The sequence below is a fragment of the Streptacidiphilus sp. BW17 genome, from assembly GCF_041262485.1.
Taxonomy (GTDB): domain Bacteria; phylum Actinomycetota; class Actinomycetes; order Streptomycetales; family Streptomycetaceae; genus Streptacidiphilus.
The window spans coordinates 70,065-95,274 of the sequence record NZ_JBGCCR010000001.1 but is presented as its reverse complement, the minus strand read 5'-3'; the positions used below and the strand labels follow the sequence as shown (position 1 = coordinate 95,274).

Here is a 25,210-nt window from a genome sequence, read left to right as displayed (position 1 = left end):
GGCGGCCGGCCCGTCACGTTCCGGGCCGGCCGCTCTGCCCCTCCCCTTCCCGTTGACGCACCACCAGGAGATGACGTCGTGTCCACGTCCACCTCATCCTCGTCCGCCGCTGCGGTCACGAGCTCAGCCACCGCCGCACCGCCCGACATCATCACCGGCCGCTCCGGGCGCACGCACTCCGCCCGCTACAAATGGGGCATCCTCGGGGTCGGGATCGGAGCCCAGGCGGCCTTCAGCGCAGCCTTTCAGGGCATCCCCACGTCCGGCTCGCTGCTTCAGAACGCCTACCGGCTCAGCCCCGCCGAGCTGGGCCTGGTCATGGCCGCGGTCACCTGCGGCATCTTCATCACCGACGTGTTCTGGGGAATCGTGTCGGACCGGATCGGCGAGCGGAAGGTGCTGATCACCGGCCTGACCGGCACCGTTCTGGCGCTGGCCGCGGTCACGGTGTTCCTGGTGCCGAACGGCGGGGCCGTCCCCTCGTACGTGGCCCTGGCGGCGGTGCTCTTCCTCGCCGGCGCGTTCGGCGGCTGCGTCAACGGAGCGTCCGGGCGAGCCGTGATGGGCTGGTTCCCGCCGCACAAGCGCGGGTTCGCGATCAGCCTGCGGGTGGCGGCCGTGCCGCTGGGCGGTGCGATCGGAGCCGCCGTGCTCCCGCCGCTGGCGCTGGGCGCGGGCTTCCGCTGGGTCTTCGGCTTCCTCACGGTGTTCACCCTGCTCGCCCTGCTCGCCGTGATCATCTGGCTGGACGAGCCGCCGCTGGCCACGACCAAGGCGAGCGGCGGCATGGCCGCCACCACCGTGGCCAACCCCCTCAAGCGCTGGGACATCTGGCGCGTCGCCCTGACCGCGTTCCTGCTCGACCTGCCGCAGTTCACCGTGCTGACCTTCGGCTCCGTCTTCCTGCACACCGTCGAGCACCTGCAGCTCTCCACCATCGCGGTGCTGCTGGTCGTGGTTCAGGTGCTGGGCGCCGTGTCCCGGGTCTGGGGCGGCCGTTGGACCGACCGCCGGGGCGGACGCAGCCGTCGGATGATGGTGGTGGTGTACAGCTGGCTGATCACCGCCGGGTTCATCGGGACAGCGGTCTTCCAGTCCGCGCCGAGCTGGGTGGACGCGACGCTCCTGGTGGTGTCGGGCTTCCTGGCCTGCGGCTGGCACGGCGTGCACTACGCCGAGATCGCGATCATGGCCGGCGCGGAGCGTTCCGGAACGGCGCTCGGCCTGGAGAACACCATGGTCTTCGGCGGTGCCTTCGTGACCCCGCTGCTGATCCCCGCCCTGCTGTCGGTGTCCTCCTGGCCTGTGGTGATGCTGCTGATCGGCGCGCTGCCGGCGCTGGTCTCCGCCGTGATCATGCCCCGCGGCCCGAAGGCGGTCGCGTCGTGAAGTGCGCGGTGGTGACCGGTGCGAGCAGTGGTATCGGCGCTGCCACCGCCCGCGCGTTGGCGGCGGCCGGATACCGGGTGGTCCTCGCTGCCAGGCGCAAGGACCGGCTGGAGGCGCTGGCCGATGAGCTGACCCTCGCCGGTCACCACGCGGAGGCGCACACGCTGGATGTCACGGACGAAGTCGCGGTAGCCGAGCTCGCCGCCCGGCTGGACCGCTGCGACGTGCTGGTCAATGTCGCCGGCGGGGCGCTGGGGGCCGATCCCGTCGAGACCTCCGACCCGGAGGACTGGCGGGAGATGTTCGAAGCCAACGTCGTTGGCGTGCTGAACGTCAGTCAGGCGCTGTTGCCCGCGCTACGGGCGAGTGGTGACGGCACCCTCGTCATCGTCTCGTCCACTGCGGCCCTGACTCCCTACGAGGGCGGCGCCGGTTATGCCGCCGCCAAGCACGGCACGCACGCCGTCGCCGGAACGCTCCGCCTGGAGCTGTGCGGGGCGCCGGTCCGGGTCATCGAGATCGCTCCCGGTCTGGTGCGGACGGAGGAGTTCGCCCTCAACCGCTTCCGCGGCGACGCGGAACGGGCCGCCGCGGTCTACGCGGGGGTTGCGGATCCGCTTTCCGCCGAGGACGTCGCCGAGACCATCACGTGGTCGGTCACCCGGCCCGCCCACGTGAACGTCGACCTCCTGGTACTCCGCCCCCGGGCACAGGCCGCCCAGCACAAGCTGTATCGCGAGCCGGCTGACCGCTGAGGGAAGCGCGTCGTGAACGCAGGCCCTGACCGCCCTGCGGCGGGCCGATCCCCCCTCGCCCGTCAGGGCATACGAAAGCCCCGACTGCTCAGCAGTCGGGGCTTTCGACGGCTCGGTTGCTGGGGCGATGCCGGTGAAGCGGAGCAGTGCCCCCCGGCTGCCTGGCCATGAGCCCCGATTTGGCTCTATGGGATTCCAGGGGCTCCAGAGCACGGTGGATGTGCCTGTTACACCATCGGGGGGTTCGCCTTGTCTAGAGCGGTTCTGAAACGTCAGCGGCTTGCGGCCCTGGCTAATGAATTGACGGAGCGTCAGTTCGACGCGATCGACGCCCTGGGCGAGATCGCGGGGCCGCGGGTGCGCTGCCCCTCGTTGCCGGTCACAAAACTGGTGCTCGATCGGTGAGGGTGGCAAGAGCATCGAGAAGCACCCTGAAGATCGGCATAGGCGCGCCGGAGTCCCTCGACCCGGCGAGCTGCTTCGACCACGACGGAGCGCTCGTCCTCGGACTGCTGACGGACACGCTCGTGGCCTGCGAACCCCGAAGCGGGGAGCTGCGGCCCGGTGCGGCCGCAGCGTGGGAGGTCACCCCTGACGGGAGACGGATCGTTCTGCGGCTCCGGCCCGGCGTCCGGTTCCACCACGGGAGGCTGGTCACCGCAGCGGACTACGCCTACTCGCTGTCCCGGGCGGTCCGGCCGTCGACCGGATCGCAGATCGCCTATCTCCTCTCCTTGGTGGACGGTTTCGACGAGGTACGCGCGGGCCGTGCGGAGATCCTGAGCGGCGTCCGGGCCCTCGCCGCCGACCGGCTGGAGATCTCCCTGTCCCGGCCGTTCCACGAGATCGCCGCGGTTCTCAGCCATCCGATCACCGCGGCGGTGCCCCGGGAACTGTGCGAGGGCAGGCCAGGGCTGTTCCGTCGGAGCCCGGTCGGAACCGGGCCGTATCGCTTCACCGAGGGATCCGGCGCCGGGGACGCGGTGCTCGTACTGGAGCACCTCGACGGCTACTACGGCGCGAATTCGGCTTTCCCGGAGGGAGGTGCGGGCGGGCCGCGGCGGGTGGAGTTCCACGTTCTCGACGACGCGGATGCCGCGTACCGGGCCTGGCAGTCGGGCCGGGTGGACATCGTGGAGGTTGCCGACGGCCGTGCCGGGGACGCCCGCCGCGCGCAGGACGCGTACCGGGTCACCCGGTGTGCTTCGCTGACCTATCTGGCGTTCCCGGTTCAACACGCCCCCTTCGACGACCCGTTGGTCCGCCGGGCGGTGGCGATGGCGGTCGACCGGAGCCGGTTGTGCGAGATCGCGGGGGCAGGAGAAGTGCTGCCGGCCGCTTCGGTCATCCCGCCGAGACTTCTCCCCGGAGGGAGCGAGAGCTCTCTGCCGGGGCTGCCGTTCGATCCCGAAGCCTCGCGTCGGATTCTGGCCGGGTGCGGCGCCGAGCGGAGGTCCGTGCGTATCGTGCTCGACGGTGACCGGGGACACGGCCAGTGGGTCGCCGCCGCCGCCCGTCAGCTGGCGGCACATCTCGATTGGACGGTGGAGGTCGACGCGCTGCCGCGCTCCGACTACCTGCGCTGGTTGCAGCGGCCTGACGCACTCTTCCGGGCGACCTGGGTGAGTGACTACCCGTCCGTGGACACCATGCTCTTTCCGCTCTTCCACTCCGCCGCGGCCGAGGCCGGTGGCAACTACGCCGGCTACCGCAGCGCCCGCGTCGACGAGCTCATCGATGCGGCCCGTGCCACAGCCGATCCGGTCACGAGGCTGCGACGCTACCGGGACGCCGAGGCTGCGGTCTGCGCCGAACTCCCGATCCTGCCGCTCTGGCACGGGACGATGCGGCACCTGGTCGCGGCCGGACGGTTCGAGGTCGACGGGGACCCGATCGACCTCTTCGGCGCGCCGTGCGCGCGACTCTTCCGGAGTCGGATCGATGAACGAGCGCGATGCGAACTGCGGTAGGGCCGGCTTTGATGCCGCTTACGGGCAGGAACTTGTCTGATCAAGTCGCGGAAAGTTGCAGCAACTTGTCCGGTCAAGTTTGGTCTACATTCTTCCCGTCGACAGCGGCAGCCTGTACTTATGTCCCGTCCATGACGCCCGTCAGGCACCACCCTCACGACTGGACGAGGTACACCATGCGTATGCGCCGGAGCGCCCTGGGCGGGCTGCTCGCCCTGCTCGGCACGCTGATCGTCGCCACCCCGGCCCCCGCCCAGGCGGCGGGGAGTACGGCGGCGACCGCGACGAGGACCAGCGGCAACCTGATCGTCAACGGCGATGCGGAGGCCGGCGGCTTCTGCACGAACGACTGGAGCGCGGCCACCACGGTGCCCGGCTGGACCGTCCAGTCCGGCGGCATCAACGCGATGTGCCAGTCGGTCGCGTCCTTCGGTTATCCGAGCGACGGCAGCACGCCAGGCAAGGCCTTCTTCGCGCCGGGCAACTTCGGCGACGGCTCGATGAGCCAGAACGTCGACGTCTCCTCCGCAGCCTCCGCGATCGACGGCGGCGGCGTGCACTACGACCTGTCCGGCTGGCTCGGCGGCTGGACGGTCTACGGCGGCTACGTCGCGGTGAGCCTGCACTTCCAGGACGCGAACGGCAACCCCGTCGGCCCGGCCGCCAAGCTGCCTACCGTCTCCGCCACCGACCGGGGCCTGTTGAGCAAGTTCCTGTCGCGCAGCACCACCGGATCCGTGCCGGTCGGCACCCGGCACATCCAGGTCGAGGTGCAGTTCCTCGACACCTCCGACGAGACCGGCTACCTGGACAACCTCGCGCTGACCCTGGACACCCCGGTCGCCGCTCCCAAGCCGCCGGCCCCGCCGGTCTCGAAGGTGCCGGGCTACGACCACGTGTTCACCGTGATGATGGAGAACACGGACTACTCCGAGATCATGAACGACCCGGCGGACACGCCGTTCATCCACAGCCTGATGGCCAAGGGTGCGACGATGACCGACTCCCACGCGGTCTACCACCCCAGCGACGAGAACTATCTGGCCATCGCGGGCGGCGACACCTACACCAAGGGCGCCACCTACTGGCCGAACATCAACTCCCCCGAGCGGAACCTGGGCGACACGATCGAGGCCGCCGGCAAGACCTGGAAGGCGTACGAGCAGGGCATGGGCACCCCCTGCAACGCCAGCAAGGGCGGCGCGGACAGCTACTACGAGCCCGACGACGCACCGTTCATCAACTACACCGACATCAGCGGCAACGCGGCCCGCTGCGCGGCGCACCTGTTCGACACCACGCAGCTGTCCACCGACCTGAAGTCGGCCGCGACCACGCCGAACTTCTCCTGGATCGCTGCGGACGACTACTACGACGGCGAGTCCTCCGGCGACGGAAACGCCACCAGCCTGAAGACGCAGGACGGTTGGCTGCAGCAGACGCTCGCGCCGATCATGTCCTCGCCCGCCTGGACCAAGCAGCGTTCGCTGATCCTGCTCACCTGGGACGAGAGCGAGAACGAGGGCTACGACCACGTCGCCACCATCGCGGTCGGCTCGCAGGGCACTGTGCCCGCCGGCACCACCAGCCCGCTCCACTACGACCACTACAGCGTCGCCCGCACCATCGAGGGCGCCCTGGGTCTGCCGGGCCTCACCGCGAACGACACGTACGCGACCCCGCTGAACGCCGCGTTCGCACCCTCGACCGCGAAGTCCCCGACGCTGACCGGCGATCTCAACGCGGTGAGCAACGGTGGCAACGTGACCTTCCGCTACTCGCTGCCCTCCGCCACGCAGGTGAGCGCGGAGAACTGGATCGGCGTCTACCCGGCGGGGGTGAAGCCGGGCGCGCAGTCCTCGCTCACCTGGGCCTACGCCCCGAACCAGAGCGGCGCTGTCACCCTCTCCACCAGCAAGCTGAACGGGGCGGGCAGCTACGACGTCTACTACCTGGCCGACAACGGCTACACCGCCCTGGCCGGACCGTTCCGCCTGACCGTCGGCTGACGGTGCTGTATTGACGCTCCGTCAGATGTGAGCGAGGTTCCCACGGGGAATGAGGACCGCCCGCACCGCCGGGTCGGGGACCGGCGGTGCGGGCGGGTAAGGCAGTCGGTGACGGACGGGCCGTCAGCTGGTGATGCTGAAGTAGAGCCAGTTGCCCCAGGTCGCCGCGTTGATGCCGTCGCCGCCGTACTCGGGGGCGATCCGGAAGTGCGAGCCCAGCGGGAAGCCGGTGAGGTTCAGCTGGATCCAGACCACCCCGTTGCTGCCGAGGGTGAAGCAGCCCTGCGGGGTGAGGATGTGCCAGCCGCCCGAGTAGTACCACTGGCCGGTCAGGGTGATGCACTGGTCGGCCTTGTTCGGACCCACGGCGATGCCCATCACCGGCGGCTTCGCCTGGTGGAACAGCTGGAACCTGTAGCCCGCGTACGAGTTGCTGCCGTACGCGTTGTCGAGCACGTCCGCGATCTCCGCGTAGCCGTTGACCCATCGGCCCGCCCACGCGGTGCCGTAGAAGTAGTCACCGGCGAACCAGGCGGAGAAGCGGGTGTTCCGGGTCACCTTGTACCAGGCGGAGAGGTTGCCGTACCGGTCCACCGTGCCGCGCGCGACGAGCGTCTGCGGCATACCCACCGGCAGGGCGTCGATCTCGACCGTGCGGCCGTTCCAGGTCCTGCCCAGGTGGGCGGTGACGTGGGCCCAGCCGCCGTAGGAGTAGCCGCTGCTGTTGGCGGAGATGCTCACCGTGGTCGCGCTGCGGGCGATGTTGATCGTTGCCGACGCGCTGACCGCGCTCTGCTCGCTGTCGCCCGCGTAGCCGATCCGGTACGTGACCGGTCCGCCGATGCTGGACGTGTCGGTGAAGTGCCAGCTGCCGTCCGCAGCGGTCACGGGCTTGAACGCGGTCAGGTACCCCGCGGGGTGCGCCAGGTCGACGCGGGTGACGGAGAGTTGGGTGCCGGCCGGGATCGGCAGCTGCGAGCTCAGCTTGCCGCTGACGGTGTACGCCTTGCCGACGGAGCCCGACGCGGGCGCGGAGGCGGTGAGCGTCGGCAGGACCTTGGTCGGGTCGGTCAGGACCTGGAGGCCGTACGCGGTGCCCGTGGCGGTGTTCTGGCCGGCCAGCGCGAAGACGCGTGAGTCGTCGGGCGCCCAGGCCAGGGCACTCGCGTTGGACGGGTAGGTGTGCAGCGGGGTCTGCGAGCCGGCCTTGAAGACGTAGACGGTCGCGCCGCTCGACTGGGCGACGTACCCGTCCGGGGAGGCGGTCCCCACAGAGGCGTTGTTCGGGTAGCTGCCGACCTTGCTGAACTTGCCGTTCGCGTAGCCGTCGAGCAGGGTGCCGTTGACGAGCACCTGCGAGGCTCCCGGCACGAGGCTGATGTCGTTGATGCCGGAGTTCAGCGAGTAGTCGCCCTGGTACCAGGCGGTCAGCTGAGGTGTCCCACTGGAGACGTCGAGTACCGCCATCGAGTCCGTGGACAGGCCGGTCTCGGCGAGCGCGAGCACGCCCGGTGCGGACGGCTGGGTGCTCGTCAACGCCGGGTTCCAGAGCCCGGCACCGACGCCCGCCGGCATCTGTCCGAGCGTCACCGCGCCGGCCCCGCCGGAGGTGTTCACCGCGGGGTCGACGGAGCCGAGGTTGCCGGACCACTGGTCGCCGTAGGTGAACCAGAGCTTGCCCGAGGTGAAGGCGAGGTGGGTCGGGCCCTTGGTGGTCGCCACCGGGTAGGTGGCCTCGACGGCGAGGGTGCTCGCGTTGAGCACCACCACGTCGTGGGTGGTGGGCTCGGCGGCGTACAGCGTCGTGCCGTCCGTGGAGACGGCCAGGTCGGAGACCCCGGCGATGCCGCTGACCGTGGCGAGGCTGTCGCCCGAGTAGTCGGCGGCGGTGACCGAGCCGGCGGTGCTGTCGCCGACGAAGACCCGGTCCAAGGGTCCGTCGACGGCCATCCCGCCGAAGGCGGAGACGGTGACCGGCGCCGATGCGGCGGTCTGCGCCGAGGCGCGGGTCGCGGTGTGTGCTGCCGCCGGTGCCGACGCCGCGGCGGTGTGGGCCGTGACGGGAACCGGTACCGCGACGTGAGCCGTGCCCGACGGCGGTGCCGTGATGTGGGCCGTGAGACCGGCCCCGCTGGTGTGCTCGACGGAGGCGGCCGATCCGGCCGCCGCCGCAGGTCCGGCGGTGGTGACGCCGAGCAGGACCGCGCAGGCGGTCACGGTGCAGAGGCTGCGCTTGCGCACAGTGTTGTACCCCCTGAGGAAAGCCCGGAATGACCGGGAGGAGTGGTTGCCGCGTGGGGCCTGCCGCGATGGGACTGCGGAGGCGTCACGTGTTCGGCAGGACGGATCCTAGAGCAGGCGTGCGACAAGGCGAACGGGTTATCGACGCATTCTGCGGAGGGTGGGTGCGGTAAAGGCGCAGAAAAGGCATGGCGGAGGAGCGGCGGAGATGTGGTGGAGGCCCTGCGGCCACGGGCCCACACCCGTACCAGCACCCGTACCAGCCACTTCGCACGACTTCGCCCCGTCCCCGGAGTTGACGGAATCGACCAACATCATCCGCGTTCCGGTCGGGGCCCTGCCACGTAGCTACGGGGTCATCTGCGCGGCCAGGGCCGGGGGAGTCGTGTAGACCTCGGACGGCATGCAGCTCGGGGCAGTAGATGAACAACTGCTCGCCGACAGCCAGGTGGTGGCGGGTCTGGAAGAGGAGATCACGTCAGCAGGTGGCCGACGGCTGCGACGCCGTGGGCGCTGTCCCGTTCGCCGACGTTGCCGAAGCCCAGGTGGCCGCTGACCGCATAGCCACGGCTCCCCAGCGGCACGGCGAAGGCCCCGACCGCTCGGCGATCGGGGCCTTCGGGTTCGGGCGTTGCGCTGTGTCAGGCCCTCGGGGCGAAGATGCCGAAGACGGCGCCCTCGGGGTCGCGGATCACGGCGATCCTCGGGCCGTTCTCCATCTCGACGTCGACCGGGCCGTGCATGAGCTCGGCACCCAGACGCTTCGCGGTCTCCGCCGAGGCGTCCACGTCGGCGACCAGGAAGAACGGGCTCCAGAAGGAGGGAACCTCCGGCGGGAACTCGTCGCCCATCTGCATCACGCCGCCGAACATGTCGTCGGCCAGACCCACCATCTGGTAGACGTCGTTCGGCCAGACCTGCCAGCCGAAGACGGTCTTGTAGTACTCCACGGCAGCCTTCGGGTCCCTGCTGGACAGATCGATCCAGCCGAAGGAGTTCGGCTCGTTCACCACGCCGAAGCCCTTGAACCCCCGGGCCTGCCAGACCGCATGCGGTGCGCCGCCGGTCGGGTCGCTGAGCAGGGCCCAGCGACCCAGGTCGCCGACCTCCATCGGCCCCATCCACAGCTGCGCGCCCGCCGACTTGGCGGTCTCGACGGTGGCGTCGGCGTCGGCGGTGGCGAACGACAGCAGCCACATCACCGGCTGTTGCGGGTTCATCAGCGGGGCCACGGCGGCTGCGGGGGAGCCGTTAAGCGAGAACGTGGTGTAGCCGCCGTACTGGGGGTCCGGGTCGGTCTCGGCGGTCCACCCGAACAGCCCGCCGTAGAACTTCTTGGACCCCTCCATGTCCTTGGTGCTCAGCTGCGCCCAGCAGGGAGAGCCTGGGATGATCTCGGTCACCTTCAAAGCAGTGCCTCTCGACGCGGTGTGCTGTGACGGGGCCTGGGCCCTGGACCCTGGACCGGATTCCCAGCTAACCCACGGGAGCGGGCGGAAGCCAGGAGGCTCGCGAGGACGAATCCGAGGAGCGAATCCGAGGAGCGAATCAGCGAAGGGGTGCGGACACGGATCAGGCCCGGCCGAAGCCGGGCCTGATCACGTACGCGGGACGGTGCCGCCGAGGTCAGCTGCCGGTGCCGCAGCGGTACAGCTGCTGCTGCGTGGCACTGCGGGCGCCGCCGAAGCCGCCAGCGCCGAACCCGCCTCCGCCGAACCCGCCGCCGCCGAACCCTCCGAACCCGCCGAAGGCTCCGCCTCCGCCTGCGGTTCCGGAGGGCGACTTCGTCGACGAGGTGCCGGTCGAGGTGCCGCCGTAGTCGCCGGCCGGGACGACGGTGCAGGACTGGCGGACCCAGTTCTGCACGGCCGTCGTCGGCGACGTGCTGCCGCCGCCTCCGCCGAAGCCGCCCATGCCGCCGCCACCGAGCAGCACGTAGTGCAACTGACCACTGCTGACCAGCTGTTGGAACTGCGCCAGGGACGGGCTCGGTGCGTCACCGGAGAAGCCGCCCATCGGCAGCACCTCCTTGCCCGTGGCCAGGATGTACGGCGACGCGGTGCTCCAGCTGGTGGTCGCCATCAGGTAACGGGCGCCGTCCGCGTGCGCGGAGACGTAGGTGAACAGTTGCTGCTGCTGCGCGGTCAGCGAACCGGACGAAGATCCGAACCCGCCGCCACCGGCCATCCCGGCGCGACCGCTGCCGCTCTTGCCGGACCGGTCGCCGAACCCGCCGAATCCGCCCGCACCGGCCGCGGCACCGCCGAAGCCACCGAATCCGCCGGATCCCTCTGCGCCGCCGAAGCCCTCACGGTGTCCGCCGCCGGGCGCCGCAGCGCCGCCGCCGAAGCCCTGCGAGGACGCGGGGCCGACCGTGCCCATCATCCCGGCCATGCCGCTGCCGGAACCGCCCAGCACCGACGTCGCCCACGCGGCGGGAGTCGCGACCACCGCGACCAGACCGGCCACCAGGCCCGCCACCGCGATCCGCCGACCCGAGAAGCGCGGCATCTTCGCCGCGTACAGCAGCCCCAGCGAGACCACGCCCGCGACGATCGCCAGCCACATCGCCCACGGCCGGAAGGAGGGGTAGGGGTCGGAGAGCACCACGGCGTAAGCCACCGTCGACACGATCGCGACGGGCAGCGCCCACACGCGTCGGCCGCCCGCGCGGTACCCGCGCCAGAGCTGCACCAGCCCCACGCCGCTCAGCGCGGCAAGCGGCGTCGCGATGACGCCCATGTAGTAGCTGTGGCCGCCGACGCTTCCGGCGCTGAAGGCCAGGAAGAACATGGCGAGCCAGGTGCCCCACATCAGAAACCCGGCGCGCAGCGCGTCAGTTCGAGGCCTGCGCCGACTCCAGACCAGGCCGAGGACGAGGGAGAGCGCGGCGAGCGGGTACAGCCATCCGGTCTGCGAGGTGATCGCGGAGCCGAACATCTTGCCCCAGCCGCTGCCGGCACTCCCGTTGCCGAGCGCCATGGCCGCCGAGGCCATCGCCTTGGCGGAGGTGGTCCCGGAACCGGAACCGGCACCGGACGCGGCCGAGCCGCCACCCGCCGTCCCGGTCCCGGTCCCGGCGCCAGCGCCGGTGCCCGAGTGCGCGCCGAGGCCTGCGCCGCCGCCCCCGTGGCCGCCCTTGCCGCCGCCGAACATGCCGCCCTGGACGCTGCCGCTGTCGGACGCGCTCATGCCGACCGAGGAGAAGCGGTTCAGGAAGTTGTAGCCGACCACCATGCTGAACGCGGAGTTGTTCGTCGTCCCGTCCACGTACGGGCGGTCCTTGGCCGGGGTCACCGTCACCAGCAGGATCCACGACGCCGAGACGGCGACCGTCACCACGCCCGCCAGCGCCACATGCCCGATCCGGCGGCGCAGCGTCGAGGGCGCGGACACCAGGTAGATCACGGCCAGCGCGGGCAGCACCGCCCACGACTCCAGCATCTTCGTCTGGAAGGCCAGTCCGACCCACACGCCCGACATCAGCAGCGTCCGCAGCCGTCCCGTCTGCGCCGCGCGCTGCGCCGCCTCGGCCGCGCAGATCAGCAGCAGCGTGAACGCCGGGTCCTCGACGGAGGTGCGGAACAGGCCGGCGATCACCGGGGTCAGCGTGAACAGCCCGCAGGTGAGCAGCGCCGCGTTCGCTCCGGCCCAGCGCTGTACGGCCTTGTACAGCACGAGCACGGCCAGCACGCCCTCGATCGCCTGCGGCAGCGCGACCGACCACGGGTGGAACCCGAAGATCCGCGCGGAGAGCGCCTGCGGCCAGACGAAGCCGGGCAGCTTGTCGAGCGTGATGGTGCTCGCGGGGTCGAACGAGCCGAAGATGAACGCCTTCCAGCTCTCCGAACCACTGCGGGCGGCGTTCGCGTAGAAGCTGTGGAAGGCGGCCTGGTCGATCCCCCATGCGAAGAGCACGGCCGCGACGACGGCGATGCCGAGGAGCGCGGGTCTGGCATAGCCGGGCTGGTCTTCGGGGGATTGCCAGAACGCTCTCCGACGCCGGGGCCTGACCGGCACCGACTCCGGAGGCGCGGTGAGCACACTGGTAGCCATGCGGGCAGGCTCTGCGGCCAAGATGAGAATTTCCTCAGGAAACCGCCCGATTGGGAGGGATTCACACCCGTCCCACGTCAAGGTCTTGCCCGAGCATGAACATGCCCGCCCCGGTTGCGGTGCGTCTGCCACCGTCGAAACGCGCAGGTCGCGGACGTCCCTCTCCTACAGGTTGCGGTAGACCTCGCGGCGGTTTCCGACTCGCAGGACCCACACGCTCAATTGACCGTTTTCCACCGTGTACACGACGCGGTAGTCCCCGACTCCGTCCGGACCGTTCTTTCGTGATGACGACGGAGATCACCAGTGTCCGGGCGTAGCGGCGCACACATCGTCGGAGACGGCGCGGGCCCGTTCCTTCCCGGTTGAAGCGCCCGCGCCGTGCCAGGATGCGGGAATGGCGACGATGAGCGAGGCGGAGTGGCAGGCGTTCGTGCTGGCGGGCACGCGGACCGGGAAGCTCGCCGTGACGCGGCGGGACGGACGGCCGCACGTCACCCCCGTGTGGTTCCTGCTGCACGAGGACGAGCAGGTCGACGGGCGGCCGGTGCTGCTGTTCAACACCGGGGAGAAGTCGGTCAAGGCCGCTGCGCTGCGGCGCGATCCGCGGTTCGCGCTCTGCGTGGACGATCAGCAGCCGCCGTTCAGCTTCGTGATGCTGGAGTGCACGGTGCTCGAACTCGTCGAGGACCTGGAGCAGTTGCGGCGCTGGGCGACCCGGATCGGTGGTCGCTACATGGGCGCGGCGCGGGCGGAGGAGTTCGGCGCGCGCAACGCCGTTCCCGGCGAGTACCTGGTCCGGGCGCGGGTGGACCAGGTCGTCGCGATGAAGGACGTGTCCGGCTGAGCAGCCGTCAACGGCCGAGCGGGATCAGTACAGTGCGGCCATGAGGGAGATCATCGACGAGGTACGCCGTTCGCTGGACGGGTTCGCCGGGCAGCTCGACGGGATGAGCGACGACGAGGTGCGGGCTCCGTCAGCGCTGGCGGGGTGGAACCGGAGCCAGGTCGTGGTCCATGTGGCCCGCGCCGCCGAGGCGTACCAGTGGCTGGTGACGCTGGCCGCGACCGGCCGTGAGCCCGGCCCGCGCGCGGACGGGGCGGCGCTGGCGCGGGCCGTCGCGGAGGGCGCCGACCACGGAGCCGCCGCGCTCGCGGCGGATCTGCGTGGCAGCGTGGGCGGGCTGCTGGACCTCGCCGCGACCGTCCCGGCGGAGCGGTGGGAGGTGCTGGTCACCGCGCTCGGCGGCTACCGGCATCCGGCGTGGTTCACGCTGTACCGCTGCTGGCGCGAGCTGGAGCACCACCGCGTCGACCTCGCCGCCGACTACAGCCCCGCCGACTGGCCTGCCGCGTACGTCACTTGGGCGCTCGACAGCACCGCCCCCGGCCTGGCTGCCCGGGACTTCCCGGTCACCCGGATCGAGGCGACCGACCTGGGGCGGGAGTGGCAGCTGTCCGCCGCAGCGAGTGACCCGGTGGTGACCGGCCCCGGCCACGCGCTGCTCGGCTGGCTCAGCGGCCGGAGCGGCAAACCCGGCGCTGAGCCCGGGGCCGAGCTGGGCGCCGAGTCCGGCGGCAAGCTCGCCGCTGAGCTCGCCGTCACCGGTGCGGACGGGGCCACGCTGCCGACCCCACCGCCGTGGCCCTTGCCGCCAACTCCCGCCTGGGGGTGAGCAGCTGACGGCGAGGGCCCGGGCGCGTATCTGCTGCCGCTACGCCTTGCTCTCCGCGTAGCCGCGCAGGAAGAGGGCCTCGGCCAGCGAGAGTCGCTCCAACTCCTCCGGCGAGACGCTCTCGTTGACCGCGTGGATCTGCGCCTCCGGCTCGCTGAGGCCGATCAGCAGGATCTCCGCCTGCGGGTAGAGCGACGCCAGCGTGTTGCACAGCGGGATCGAGCCGCCCTGGCCCGCCACCTGCATCTCCTCGCCGTCGTACGCCGTCGAGAGCGCCTCGGACATCGCCGCGTACGCCGGGCTGGTGACGTCGGCGCGGAAGGGCTGGCCCTGGCCGCGCGGGGTGACCTCGACCTGCGCGCCCCACGGGGCGGCGGCCGTCAGGTGCGAGGCCAGCGCGTCCTGCGCGTCGGCGGCGTTCAGACCCGGCGGCACGCGCAGGCTGACCAGCGCCTTCGCCTCGGCCTGCACGGACGGGGTGGCGCCGACGACGGGCGGGCAGTCGATGCCGAGCACGGTCGCGGCCGGCCGGGCCCAGATCCGGTCGGCGACGGTGCCGGTACCGATCAGGCCGACGCCGTCGAGCACCTTGGCGTCGGAGCGGAACATGGCCTCGTCGTACTGCAGGCCCTCCCAGGTCTTCCCGGCCTGCGCCTCCAGGCCGGTGACCACGGTCGCGCCGGTCTCGTCGCGCAGCGAGTCCAGCATCCGGATCAACGCGGCGAGCGCGTCCGGGGCTGCGCCGCCGAACTGGCCCGAGTGCAGGTTGCCGCGGAGCGTGCGGACGCCGACCTCGACCAGCGTCATACCGCGCAGCGTCGCGGTGACCGTCGGCAGGCCGACGCGGAAGTTGCCGCAGTCGCCGATGACGATCGCGTCGGCGGCGAGCAACTCGGGGTGGGCCTCGGCGTAGCGCTCCAGGCCGCCGGTGCCCTGCTCCTCCGAGCCCTCGACGATCACCTTGACCGTCACCGGCACGCCGCCCTCGGCGCGCAGGGCGCGCAGCGCGAGCAGGTGCATCAGCACGCCGCCCTTGCAGTCCGCCGCGCCGCGGCCGTACCAGCGGCCGTCGCGCTCGGTCAGCTCGAACGGCGGGGTGTCCCAGGCGTCCACGTCCAGCGGCGGCTGCACGTCGTAGTGGGCGTAGAGCAGTACCGTTGGCGCGCCCTCGGGGCCGGGCAGGCAGCCGTAGACGGACTGCGTCCCGTCCGGCGTGTCCAGCACGTCCACCTCGGCGAACCCTTCGGCGCGCAGCGCGTCCGCGACCCAGCGCGCGGCCTTCTCGCACTCGCTGACCGGGAACTGCCGCGGATCGGCGACCGACTGGAACGCGACGAGCTCGGCGAGCTCCTCCCGCGCACGCGGCATCAGCGAGGCGACCGCCTCGGCGAGGGCCTTGGCCATCTGTGCTCCTTAGCTCCTTGTGGGTGCTGGCAACGGGCCACGCGCAGGGTGCGCAGGGTTCCGCGCCGTGCCCGTGGACCGGGAAATCTCCAGCCACTCTAGATCGGCCGCGAGATCCGTCGCGCCCGGGTTGTCTGAGAGGGCTTGATCAGGAGACCCGGCGGTAGCGGAAGTGGCCGCGGATGTGGCGGTTGAAGTAGCGGCCGAGGCTCTCCGCGTGGAGCAGGCCGTCGTGGACCGACGGCGGGACGGCGGCGTAGTCGTAGACCGTCCCTGCGATGAACTCCAGCTCCAGCAGCCGCCCCGACGCGTCGTAGCCGACCGCGCGGAGGCAGGAGGAGTCGACGCTGCTGCGGCGCATGGTTCCAGGATGGGTCCGCGGGTCTGCGCCCGCCCGCCGGGAGCGCGGGGACGGGAGGGACGGCGGGCGGGAATCCGGTCGCGGGGCGGGGCATGGGCGTGCCAGCGTGGGCGGCATGACTGGCGTGAGTGGCGTGAGCGGTGGCGGAGGTGGGCGCGACCCGGAGCGGCATCGGGGGGACGGCCGGTGGTTGGCGGGGTTCGCGGGGCGGCTGTACGTGGTGTGCCCGAGGTGCGAGGGACGGGCGGTGGTGTTGCCGAGGCCCGGGACGCAGGAGGTGAAGTACACGAGCGCGCTGCTCTTCCTGCCGCGTCGGCTCTCCTGCGCCGCGTGCGGGGAGCACCGGAGTTGGCGGCCCGGCATGGAGCGCGCGGGCCTGCGCGGGGTGACGCCGGGCGGGACGGAGGACCCGTTCTTCGGGGAACCGCTCTGGCTCCAGACCCGTTGCGTCGGGCGGATCCTGTGGGCCTACAACGAGGAGCACGTCGACGAGTTGGCCGCCTTCGTCGGCGTGCGGCTGCGCGAGCGCGGACCGACGCCGACCCTGGCGATGATCTCGCGACTGCCGCTGTGGATGAAGCGCGCCGACAGCCGGGACGAGGTCCTGGCCGGACTCGACCGCCTGCGCGACCTGGCCGCGCCGGAGCGCGACCGCCCGGCGGACCGCTCGGACGCCGCCCATGTCCACGCGACGCGTCCGCGCCCGCACCTGAGCCTGCTCTTCCGCGGTGGCGCGTATCCCGCCGATCCGGCGGAGTAGGCACTGCCGTACGGCGCGGCATGTCACGGTCCGGGGCGCTCGGCTGTCCTCCTGTTGGCAGCAGATGAGGCGAGCGGAAGGCGTGGTGCGGATGAGCGGCGGCACGGTCGTGGTGACCGGAGGGACCGGGGTGCTCGGGAGGGTTGTGGTCGAGCGGCTGGTGGAGCAGGGGCGGGACGTGCGGGTGGTCAGTCGTCGCCCCGCGACCGGCGGTGAGCGGGCGTACGGGTGGGCTGTCGCCGATCTGCAGCGCGGGAGCGGGGTCGCCGAGGCGCTGGACGGTGCGGACGTGGTCGTGCACTGCGCGACCGCGTTCGGGCGGGGCCAGGAGGCGGCGCTGGCGCGGAACCTGGTGGCGGGGGCCAGGGCTGCCGGGGCCACCGCCTCCGGAGGCGGGCCGCACCTGGTCTACGTGTCGATCGTCGGGATCGACCGGATCCCGCTCGGCTACTACCGGGCCAAGGCGGAGGCCGAGCAGGTCTTCGCCACGTCCGGGCTGCCGTACACGATCCAGCGGGCGACCCAGTTCCATGACCTGGTGCGGACGTTGTTCGCGGCGGCGGCCAAACTGCCGGTGGTGCCGGTGCCTTCGGTGCGGTTCCAGCCGATCGACGTGCGGGACGTGGCAGTTCGGCTCGCCGAGTTGGCCGCCGCCGAGCCGGTCGGCGGACAGGCGCCGGACATCGGCGGCCCTGCCGCTCGGGACGCGCGGGACCTGGCCCGCGCGTACCTCGCCGCGACCGGGCGCGCGGGCCGTCCACTCTTGCCGCTGCGCCTCCCCGGCCGGGCCTTCGGCGCGCTGCGAGCCGGGGCCAACCTGGTGCCGGGCGAGCCCTACGGGCGGATCGGCTTCGAGGAGTACCTCGCCGGGCTCGACGCGCCGAAGCGGCTCGCCTACCGGAAGCGGTGAGGTGAGGGCGCGCCGCTCGCTACTCCAGAACCAGCCAGGAGCGGTGCCACAGCAGCGCGCACTGCCGGTCGCAGCCCAGACCGGCCAGCGGCTCGCCCGCGCAGCGGACGCCGTCCAGCTGGTACCACTCGCCGACCTGGTACTGCCAGCGCGGCAGCGCCCTCGAGCGGACCTCGCCGAGGACCGGCAGGCGCATACCGACGAAGCGCGCCATGGCCGTGTGGAAGGGGACGCCCAACAGCGAACCCGAGGAGTCCAGTGTCTGCTGGATCTCCTGCAGGCTGCGGACGGTGGCGTAGTGGGCGGGTTCCGGCCGGGGCGCGGGCGTCTGCGCCGGTCGGAGCCACTCGTCGCGGAAGAGCAGCGCGCAGCCCAGGCCGCAGCCCGCGTCGCCGGGGCCCGCACCCGCGCAGGTCGCGGCGTGCAGGGTAACGGTGCGGGCGACGCGGCGCATCCGGTAGTGGTCGTCCATCATCCGCCGGACCACGTGCTCGACCTGGTACGTGCCGCCGCAGAAGCTCCACTGGCTGCCGGTGAACCAGAGGCCGCGCAGGCGGTCCGTCGCGTCCAGCGTGGCGCGGATCTCCTCCGCGCTGCGGACGGTGACCCAGTCGCCCACCGAGTAGCTCGACGGGGTGCCCTGGGTGGGGATGCCGGACAGACGCATGCGTGCGTGTTCGCGGATCCGGCGCGTCGGGCGCAGCACGCCGAACGGCGGGTGGGCATGGATCGGCAGGCCCTCGTACTGGCAACGTGCGGCCTGCAGCGGCAGGTGCGCGGTCGGGGCAGGGAGGTTGGGCATGGGGCGCGGAACTCCTCGTCGTTCCTCGTCGCTCCTCGTCGGCGGAAACCGGAGAGGAAGGTCCGGTTGCGGTGCCGATGCTAGGGCCGCCATGCCCGCGCAACGCCGTGGCCAACGGCTACCTCACCTGCTCGTGTGAACTACGGCTACGTGCATTGACGTTGTCCCGGTTCCGCACCGGCTGCCACGGAAGGCCGGCACCGCCGTTGCTGTCAGTGCGGCGGGATACCGTACGGGCCAGATACCCATACGGGTCGTCCGGGGCGTCCAGATCGTCCGGGGCGTCCCGGCCGTCGTGCAGGAGGCAGTCGTGACCGAGCGTTCCGAGCCGGCCATCAAGGCGCGCAAGAACGGCCTCTATCCGGGCGTCAGCGCGGAGCTCGCCGACGCCATGCGGCATGGCTGGGCCGACACCGAGCGGCACGACCTGGAGCCCCTCCCGCAGGCCGCGCACACCGCGCGCCGCCGCGCCGAGCTCTCCGCCCGCTTTCCGGGCGAACTGCTGGTCGTCCCCTCCGGCAACCGCAAGGTCCGGGCCAACGACATGGACTACCCGTTCCGGCCCTCGACCGAGTACGCCTACCTCACCGGCGACCAGTCGGAGGACGGCGTGCTGGTGCTGACCCCGACGGCGCAGGGCCGCGGCCATGACGCCGTCGCGTACGTCCTGCCGCGTTCCGACCGTGACACCGGCGAGTTCTGGCTCGACTACCACGGTGAGCTCTGGGACGGCCGCCGCAACAGCCTGACCGAGAACGAGCGCCTGCTCGGCCTTCCTTGCCGCGACGTCCGCACGCTCGCCGACGAGCTCTCCGCCGTCACCGGCCCGGCGGTCCGGGTGCTGCGTGGACACGACGCAGGCGCCGAGGCCGCCCTGGGCGACAGGTCCGATGCCGGGCGGGATGAGGAGCTGCGTGCCTTCCTCGCCGAACAGCGGCTGGTCAAGGACGAGTTCGAGATAGCCGAGCTGCGCTCCGCGTGCGCGTCGACGGCCCGCGGCTTCGAGGACGCGGTGCGCGCGCTGGAGCAGGCCGAGGCCACCTCCGAGCGCTACCTCGAGGGTGTCTTCTACCTGCGTGCCCGCGTCGAGGGCAATGCGGTCGGGTACAACTCCATCTGCGCCGCGGGCCCGCACGCCACGGTCATGCACTGGGTCCGCAACGACGGACCGGTCCGCTCCGGCGAACTCCTGCTGCTGGACGCCGGGGTGGAGACCCGCCACCTCTACACGGCCGATGTCACCCGCACTCTGCCCGTCGACGGCCGGTTCACCCCGCTCCAGCGGAAGATCTACGACGCGGTCCTCGCCGCCCAGGAGGCGGGCATCGCCGCCGTCAAGCCGGGCGCGGCCTACCGTGACTTCCACGACGCCGCGCAGCGCGTACTGGCCGAACACCTGGTCGCCTGGGGCCTGTTCGGCGACCGGCCGGTGGACGAGGTGGTCGCGCTCGGCCTCCAGCGCCGCTGGACCCTGGCCGGCACCGGCCACATGCTCGGCATGGACGTCCACGACTGTGCCGAGGCCCGCACCGAGTCCTACGTCGACGGCACCCTGGCGGCGGGCATGGTGCTCACCGTCGAACCCGGCCTCTACTTCCAGCCCGACGACCTGACCGTTCCCGAGGAGTACCGCGGGATCGGCGTCCGCATCGAGGACGACCTCCTGGTCACCCCGGACGGCAACGAGAACCTCTCCGCCGCCCTTCCCCGCGACGCCGACGCGATCGAGACCTGGATGGCCGCCCTGCGCGGCTGACGCTCCGAGCGGCCTCGCCAAGGTGCCGACAGGGACAGCTGCCTGACGCTAGGTCAGGCAGCTTTCGGGGAAAGCCGGATGGACGGCCGGGGATCAGCGTTTGGACAGGCCCGGGCCGCCGGGTCCGGTCGGGCCGTCGAAGCCGCTGGGGCCGCCGCTGGAACCGCCGGAGCTGCTCGGACCGCCCGCATCGCTGTCGGAGCCGCCGCCCGTTCCGCCCGTTCCACCCGTTCCACCCGTTCCGTTCGCGCCGCCGGTTTCGCCCGGTCCGCCGACGTCCACGGAGCCGATGTACTCCTGGGTCTCCTCGGCCGGGAGCCGGACCGCACGGGCCCAGTAGTAGATGACCAGGCTGAACAGAGCCACCGTCATGATGTCCCACCACAGCGGCAGGCGGTTGGTCGCTCCGCAGGACGTGGTGCTGGCGGGGCCGCTGCTGCAGAAGCCGCCCTGCCAGGAGATGACGCCCATGCCGATCAGGTACACCGGCAGCCACTGTGCGGACTTCCAGTCCAGGTGCGGCGTGTTCGGGTTCAGCTTGAACACCACCGACGTGCCCACCAACAGGTAGCCGAGGAGGATGCCCAGGCCCAGGCGCCACAGCGTGTCGAAGCCGGACCAGTAGATGATCAGGTTCGCGACGATGAACGCGACCGGTGACCAGAACCCGCCGCCCGGAAGCCGGTACGGACGGTTGCGCGCCGGGTCGGAGATCCGCAGCACGCCGAAGGCCAGCGGCGCGCCCGCGTACATCAGCACGCTCGCCGAGGTGATGAAGCCGACCAGCTTCTGCCAGGTCGGGAAGGGCAGGAAGACGACCAGGCCCATCACGAAGGCGAAGAACAGGCTGAACCACGGCACGCCGCGCTTGGTGGTCCGCTCGAAGATCGACGGCACATAGCCGTTGCGGGACAGTCCGTACGAGACGCGGGACGTCGCGGTGGTGTAGATCAGGCCGGTGCCCGCAGGCGAGACCACCGCGTCGATGTACAGGATCGTGGCCAGCCAGCCCAGGCCGACCGTGGTGGCCAGACCGGCGAACGGGCCCGCCTTGCCAGCGAAGGACAGGTTGGCCCAGCCGTGCGCGAACGCGCTGTGCGGCAACGCGCCGATGAAGACCACCTGCAGCAGGATGTAGATCGTCGCACCGATCAGAATCGAGCCGATCACCGCGACCGGGATGTCGCGCTTGGGGTTCTTGCTCTCACCGGCCAACTGGTCGGCCTGCTCGAAGCCCAACAGGGCGAAGATGATGCCGCTGGTGCTCACCGCCGAGAGCACGCCCTTGGCCCCGAACGGCGAGAACCCCTGGTAGGCGAAGTTACTACCGTGGAAATGGGTGGACGCGAAGACGATGATGGTGAAGACCGGGATGGCGATCTTCCACCACGTGGCGGCGGAGTTGGTGTTCGCGAGCACCCGGATGCCGAACCAGTTGACCACGACGAAGAAGGCCATGAAGGCCACGGCCAGGGCGTAGCCGCCGCCGGTCAGGTGGTTCTTACCGGTCTGGATCCAGGTGGCGTGGACGCTGAGGTAGTTCAGCGCGGCCAGCACCTCGATCGGCGCCACGGTGACCGCCTGCAGCCAGGAGAACCATCCGAAGGACGCGCCCGCCGCGGTGCCGAAGGCGTAGTGCGGAAACCGGCCGGTCCCGCCCGCGACCGGATAGGCCGCCCCGAGCTCCGCGTGGACGAAGGCCAGGATGATGATGGCGCCGGCGCCGATGCCCCAGGACACCAACGCCGCAGTACCAGCCGCCTGCGCGGCGAACAGCGCGCCGAAGAGCCATCCGGAACCGATGATGGATCCTACGGAGGTCCAGGTCAGGCCGATCAGCCCGATGTCACGTTTCAGTGCGTGTGAGGGCGCCCCCTTGGAAGGCGCGGTCGCGGTAGCCATACGGATTCACCTTCGTTCCGACGTTCCGACCGGGTCAGAGTCGGCGATACCGGTGATCCGTGCGATCGGGGCGCCCGAGCGGGCCGAGGGAACGGGGCGCCACCGATATCGGCGCCTGGCTGCGACAACTGTGCACGTGACGTGTCCGGTGAGATGACAAGTCCAGTGACAAGACCAGCATAGGAAGCAGACGCAGAGTGCGCCGCCCGGACGCATTCGGTGCCCCACACACCTCGCTGCACACCGCGCTGAACCTTGCTGGGACGTTTTCCGGCGCCCGGACGCATTCAGCGCGGGTGAACAGCGCTAGGGTCTTGATCCGCAGCAACGTGGGACAAGCAGGAACGGCAGGAACACCGGAACGGCAGGAACACCGGAAAGGGGCGCGCGAGGATGTCTGGCGACGAGGCCGTGATCGGCTGCACCGGACGACTGCTCATCGCCACCCGCGGCAGCGCCGGACCCGGTGAAGTGCTGGTCCGGGTCCGCGGCGGTACCGAGGCCTTCATGGCCTGGTCGGAGGAGCCACTGCCGGTCGGCGCCACGGTGCTGGTCATCGAGTCGCGCGGGGCGCGGCAGGTGGACGTGATCGAGTGGGCCGACCCGGACGACCAGGTCTGAGCGACCAGGTCCGGGGGCGGCCCGGAAGCGGCTCGGGGCGGGAAATCCCAAGGGAGCCAGGGAAACCGACGGAATCCAGGGGTAACCCGGGAATCCGAGGGAACCATGGGGACCACGGGAAACCCGCCACGAGGGCCGTACAGCTGCAAAAACGGGGTTTTTCTTCTTCAGAGGAGACAAGAGAGATGTTCGGTTACCGCGTTCCGGCCCCCGACGAGGCGATGTTGATCTCCGGTGGCAGGCGTGGGCTCGGGGGAGCACCGTTCCGGGTCGTCACCGGCCACGGCAAGTTCGTGCTGCCGGTCTTCCGCAAGACCCGCTTTCTGACTCTCGCCATGTGCGAGTCGGAGGTCGCCGAGACCTGCGTGACCCGTCAGGGCATCGCGCTCACGGTCCGCGCCGTGATCGCGTTCAAGGTGGGCAACGACCACGAGTCGATCGTCAACGCCGGCCAGCGCTTCCTGTCCGACCAGGATCAGATGTCGATCCTGACCGGCCGGATCTTCGCCGGTCACCTCCGTTCCATCATCGGCTCGATGACGGTCGAGGAGATCGTCACCGAGCGCCAGAAGCTGGCCACCGAGGTGCTGGAGACCTCCAAGGCCGAGATGGCCAAGATCGGCCTGATCGTCGACTCGCTGCAGATCCAGTCCATCGACGACGGCGACACCGGCTACATCGGGGCGATGTCCGCGCCGCACAAGGCCAACATCCAGCGGGCGGCCCAGATCGCCCAGGCCCAGGCCACCCAGGCCGCGGCCGAGGCCGAGCAGGCGGCGGCGCGGAACCAGGCCGAGTACGCGCGGCAGACCGCGGTCGTCAAGGCCCAGTACAACGCCGAGGTCGACCGGGCCCAGGCCCAGGCCGCGCAGGCCGGTCCGCTGGCCGCCGCGCACGCCCAGCAGGAGGTGCTCTCGGCCCAGACCGAGCTGGCCCAGCGCGCCGCCGAGCTGCGGCAGCAGCAGCTGGTCGCCGAGATCGTCAAGCCGGCCGAGGCCGAGGCCGAGCGGATCCGGGTGCTGGCCCTGGCCGAGGCCGAGCGGATGAAGATCCAGGCCGAGGCCGCCGCGTCGCACGACCGCGTCGCGCTGGACCGGATGCTGATCGACCAGCTGCCGCAGATCGTCAAGGAGGCCTCGGCCGGTCTCCAGGGCGCCAACGTCAACGTGCTGAACGGTGCCGACGGCCTGGGCGAGATCGCCGCCGGACTGGTCGGCCAGGGCCTGACCATCCTGGACTCGGTCCGCCGCAACCTGGGCACCCCGAGCGGCTCCGCTGAGGAGCGCAAGCCGCAGCGCAAGGAGCTGAACGGCGGTCAGATCGAGGTCGACTGACGGTCCTTGAGTCAGGTGGCAAGCATGACCGGCGGCTGTTGCAGGGCTGTGACAGCCGCCGGACTGTTTCCTGACGGGATCCGGGCACTCTCATCTCAGCCGCTCAAGCGATCCCAGAATGATCCCGAAGTGATCAGAACGCTTGGTCGGAACCACAGTTGAGAGACCTGATCTCTGGGGGGATCCGTCATGCGTGCTCGTTCGACCATAGCTGCCGCAGCACTCGTCCTGTCCGTGACCGCCGGCGGCCTGCTTACCGCGTGCGGGCCGAACGGGGGCGGATCCGCGTCGTCGTCCTCGCCTCCCGCTCCCACCGCCTCGGGGTCCGGGTCCGCCCCCGCCGCGCCCGCCAAGGGCGGCGGCAACTCCGGTGGTACCACCGGCGGTTCCGGCGGCTCCACCGGCGGTGGCGCCGCGACGACCGCCTCCTGGAGCGGGGCCGGAACCGCCGGACTGACCGTCAGCAACGGCACCGACCGCGTGCTGATCAACGGCTCCTGGGTCGACTTCGGCGTCGTGGTGCGTGATCTGGCCTGGTCGCCGGACGGCAGCAAGGCCGCGTTCATCGACGGCAGCGGCAACCTCGACGTCGCCGACCCGGACGGCAGCCACCGGGTCACCGCCGCCCGCAACCCCGGCAACCAGCCGTGGTCGCACCCGGCCTGGCAGGCCGTCCCGGCGAGCAACCCGGACCACCTTCCCGCACGCGCCAACCTCTTCTTCGTCGCCGGATCCGGCGCTTCGAGCAAGCTGATGCAGGTTCCGGCCACCGCGGTCGACGCCACCCCGACGGTCCTCGGGCTCAACGGCATGTTCGGCTCGAACGCCACGCCGCCGCCCACGGCCGGCAACACCTGGATCAACAGCGGCCACATGGGCGACACCATTTACGCCAACAGCGTCGACGGCGACGTCTACATCCGCGACGACTACCTGCGGCAGATGGGCTGGAAGCTCACCAACGGCTCCGAGCCGGCGATGGCCGACCAGGACTCGGAGGATATGGTCTTCGTTCGCTCGGTCGCCGGGCACGACCACGTCTTCGAGGAGAACGGCCTGCACGGCTCCACCCCGGTCGACCTCACGCCGAACGCCACCACCGACTACACCGAGCCGGCCGTCTCTCCGGACGGCCACTCGGTCGCCGTCCGCACTCCGCAGGGCATCGAGGTCCTGCCGCTCACCGGCTCCGCCGCACCCCGCCTGGTCACCACGGCGACCGGCCTTCCCGCCTACCGTCCCTGAGCACGCGCACCGGACTCGC

The 25,210-nt window shown here is 71.2% G+C and carries 19 protein-coding genes and 1 pseudogene; 12 read left to right on the top strand and 8 right to left on the bottom strand.

What is annotated here, in order from left to right:
- Positions 1–78 precede the first annotated feature (78 nt).
- From ABH940_RS00405 to ABH940_RS00390, 4 genes are all read left to right on the top strand, one after another.
- The gene (locus ABH940_RS00405; RefSeq protein ID WP_370065381.1) at positions 79–1,389 is read left to right on the top strand and encodes an MFS transporter; all 1,311 of its coding nucleotides are present in this window, start codon (positions 79–81) and stop codon (positions 1,387–1,389) included.
- Positions 1,386–2,144 (top strand): SDR family NAD(P)-dependent oxidoreductase, encoded by a 759-nt coding sequence (locus ABH940_RS00400; RefSeq protein WP_370065383.1) that lies wholly within the window; start codon positions 1,386–1,388, stop codon positions 2,142–2,144. The genes ABH940_RS00405 and ABH940_RS00400 overlap by 4 nt, the downstream gene beginning before the upstream one ends.
- 407 nt (positions 2,145–2,551) lie before the next feature.
- Positions 2,552–4,114: an ABC transporter substrate-binding protein gene (locus tag ABH940_RS00395; protein WP_370103853.1), complete on the top strand. Its 1,563-nt coding sequence runs from the start codon at positions 2,552–2,554 to the stop codon at positions 4,112–4,114.
- 176 nt (positions 4,115–4,290) lie between these two features.
- Complete coding sequence (locus ABH940_RS00390) at positions 4,291–6,123, top strand: alkaline phosphatase family protein (protein ID WP_370103851.1); 1,833 nt, start codon at positions 4,291–4,293, stop codon at positions 6,121–6,123.
- Between the two features lie 123 nt (positions 6,124–6,246).
- On the opposite strand, the gene ABH940_RS00385 is transcribed toward ABH940_RS00390, so the two are convergent.
- The 4 genes and pseudogenes from ABH940_RS00385 to ABH940_RS00370 form a co-directional block, all read right to left on the bottom strand.
- Positions 6,247–8,364 carry a YncE family protein gene (locus tag ABH940_RS00385; protein WP_370103850.1) on the bottom strand — a complete coding sequence of 706 codons (2,118 nt, stop codon included), beginning with the start codon at positions 8,362–8,364 and terminating at the stop codon, positions 6,247–6,249.
- Positions 8,365–9,005: 641 nt separating this feature from the next.
- Positions 9,006–9,767, bottom strand: coding sequence for a VOC family protein (locus ABH940_RS00380; RefSeq protein ID WP_370065391.1), 762 nt, complete (start codon positions 9,765–9,767; stop codon positions 9,006–9,008).
- A 223-nt stretch (positions 9,768–9,990) separates the two neighbouring features.
- Positions 9,991–12,420 (bottom strand): ArnT family glycosyltransferase, encoded by a 2,430-nt coding sequence (locus ABH940_RS00375; RefSeq protein ID WP_370065393.1) that lies wholly within the window; start codon positions 12,418–12,420, stop codon positions 9,991–9,993.
- A 165-nt stretch (positions 12,421–12,585) separates the two neighbouring features.
- A pseudogene (locus tag ABH940_RS00370) lies at positions 12,586–12,684 on the bottom strand (type II toxin-antitoxin system RelE/ParE family toxin); the annotation flags it as partial.
- A 133-nt stretch (positions 12,685–12,817) separates the two neighbouring features.
- On the opposite strand from ABH940_RS00370, the gene ABH940_RS00365 reads away from it, so the two are divergent.
- Both ABH940_RS00365 and ABH940_RS00360 read left to right on the top strand, forming a co-directional pair.
- Positions 12,818–13,267 carry a PPOX class F420-dependent oxidoreductase gene (locus tag ABH940_RS00365; RefSeq protein ID WP_370065395.1) on the top strand — a complete coding sequence of 150 codons (450 nt, stop codon included), beginning with the start codon at positions 12,818–12,820 and terminating at the stop codon, positions 13,265–13,267.
- A gap of 40 nt (positions 13,268–13,307) precedes the next feature.
- On the top strand, positions 13,308–14,096 hold the full coding sequence (locus tag ABH940_RS00360; RefSeq protein WP_370065397.1) for a maleylpyruvate isomerase family mycothiol-dependent enzyme: 789 nt from the start codon (positions 13,308–13,310) through the stop codon (positions 14,094–14,096).
- Positions 14,097–14,135: 39 nt separating this feature from the next.
- Here ABH940_RS00360 and ABH940_RS00355 read toward each other — a convergent pair whose 3' ends face one another.
- Both ABH940_RS00355 and ABH940_RS00350 read right to left on the bottom strand, forming a co-directional pair.
- Complete coding sequence (locus ABH940_RS00355; RefSeq protein WP_370065399.1) at positions 14,136–15,500, bottom strand: dipeptidase; 1,365 nt, start codon at positions 15,498–15,500, stop codon at positions 14,136–14,138.
- Between the two features lie 148 nt (positions 15,501–15,648).
- Entirely contained in the window at positions 15,649–15,861 is a 213-nt protein-coding gene (locus tag ABH940_RS00350) for a KTSC domain-containing protein (RefSeq protein WP_370103848.1), read from the bottom strand.
- 277 nt (positions 15,862–16,138) lie between these two features.
- On the opposite strand from ABH940_RS00350, the gene ABH940_RS00345 reads away from it, so the two are divergent.
- A complete protein-coding gene (locus tag ABH940_RS00345) occupies positions 16,139–16,621 on the top strand; it encodes a hypothetical protein (protein ID WP_370065403.1) in 483 nt (160 codons plus the stop codon).
- Positions 16,622–16,685: 64 nt separating this feature from the next.
- The gene (locus tag ABH940_RS00340) at positions 16,686–17,531 is read left to right on the top strand and encodes an SDR family oxidoreductase (RefSeq protein WP_370103846.1); all 846 of its coding nucleotides are present in this window, start codon (positions 16,686–16,688) and stop codon (positions 17,529–17,531) included.
- A gap of 19 nt (positions 17,532–17,550) precedes the next feature.
- Here the strand turns inward: ABH940_RS00340 and ABH940_RS00335 are convergent, their stop codons facing one another.
- Positions 17,551–18,333, bottom strand: coding sequence for a hypothetical protein (locus ABH940_RS00335; protein ID WP_370065407.1), 783 nt, complete (start codon positions 18,331–18,333; stop codon positions 17,551–17,553).
- A gap of 310 nt (positions 18,334–18,643) precedes the next feature.
- On the opposite strand from ABH940_RS00335, the gene ABH940_RS00330 reads away from it, so the two are divergent.
- Entirely contained in the window at positions 18,644–20,089 is a 1,446-nt protein-coding gene (locus tag ABH940_RS00330) for an aminopeptidase P family protein (protein ID WP_370065409.1), read from the top strand.
- A 93-nt stretch (positions 20,090–20,182) separates the two neighbouring features.
- On the opposite strand, the gene ABH940_RS00325 is transcribed toward ABH940_RS00330, so the two are convergent.
- Positions 20,183–21,991 carry an APC family permease gene (locus tag ABH940_RS00325; RefSeq protein ID WP_370065411.1) on the bottom strand — a complete coding sequence of 603 codons (1,809 nt, stop codon included), beginning with the start codon at positions 21,989–21,991 and terminating at the stop codon, positions 20,183–20,185.
- Between the two features lie 393 nt (positions 21,992–22,384).
- Here ABH940_RS00325 and ABH940_RS00320 point away from each other — a divergent pair, with 393 nt between their 5' ends.
- From ABH940_RS00320 to ABH940_RS00310, 3 genes are all read left to right on the top strand, one after another.
- Positions 22,385–22,612, top strand: coding sequence for a hypothetical protein (locus tag ABH940_RS00320; RefSeq protein ID WP_370065413.1), 228 nt, complete (start codon positions 22,385–22,387; stop codon positions 22,610–22,612).
- Between the two features lie 185 nt (positions 22,613–22,797).
- Positions 22,798–23,946 (top strand): SPFH domain-containing protein, encoded by a 1,149-nt coding sequence (locus ABH940_RS00315; protein ID WP_370103844.1) that lies wholly within the window; start codon positions 22,798–22,800, stop codon positions 23,944–23,946.
- A gap of 189 nt (positions 23,947–24,135) precedes the next feature.
- Complete coding sequence (locus ABH940_RS00310) at positions 24,136–25,191, top strand: hypothetical protein (protein WP_370103843.1); 1,056 nt, start codon at positions 24,136–24,138, stop codon at positions 25,189–25,191.
- Positions 25,192–25,210: the final 19 nt, after the last annotated feature.

Excerpts from the sequence above, each read along its gene's own strand:
- ABH940_RS00320 (WP_370065413.1), top strand. The coding sequence starts at position 22,385 with ATGTCTGGCGACGAGGCCGTGATCGGCTGCACCGGACGACTGCTCATC.
- ABH940_RS00355 (WP_370065399.1), bottom strand. The coding sequence starts at position 15,500 with ATGGCCAAGGCCCTCGCCGAGGCGGTCGCCTCGCTGATGCCGCGTGCG.
- ABH940_RS00310 (WP_370103843.1), top strand. The coding sequence starts at position 24,136 with ATGCGTGCTCGTTCGACCATAGCTGCCGCAGCACTCGTCCTGTCCGTG.
- ABH940_RS00325 (WP_370065411.1), bottom strand. The coding sequence starts at position 21,991 with ATGGCTACCGCGACCGCGCCTTCCAAGGGGGCGCCCTCACACGCACTG.
- ABH940_RS00390 (WP_370103851.1), top strand. The coding sequence starts at position 4,291 with ATGCGTATGCGCCGGAGCGCCCTGGGCGGGCTGCTCGCCCTGCTCGGC.
- ABH940_RS00350 (WP_370103848.1), bottom strand. The coding sequence starts at position 15,861 with ATGCGCCGCAGCAGCGTCGACTCCTCCTGCCTCCGCGCGGTCGGCTAC.
- ABH940_RS00375 (WP_370065393.1), bottom strand. The coding sequence starts at position 12,420 with ATGGCTACCAGTGTGCTCACCGCGCCTCCGGAGTCGGTGCCGGTCAGG.
- ABH940_RS00335 (WP_370065407.1), bottom strand. The coding sequence starts at position 18,333 with ATGCCCAACCTCCCTGCCCCGACCGCGCACCTGCCGCTGCAGGCCGCA.
- ABH940_RS00340 (WP_370103846.1), top strand. The coding sequence starts at position 16,686 with ATGAGGCGAGCGGAAGGCGTGGTGCGGATGAGCGGCGGCACGGTCGTG.
- ABH940_RS00315 (WP_370103844.1), top strand. The coding sequence starts at position 22,798 with ATGTTCGGTTACCGCGTTCCGGCCCCCGACGAGGCGATGTTGATCTCC.
- ABH940_RS00360 (WP_370065397.1), top strand. The coding sequence starts at position 13,308 with ATGAGGGAGATCATCGACGAGGTACGCCGTTCGCTGGACGGGTTCGCC.
- ABH940_RS00365 (WP_370065395.1), top strand. The coding sequence starts at position 12,818 with ATGGCGACGATGAGCGAGGCGGAGTGGCAGGCGTTCGTGCTGGCGGGC.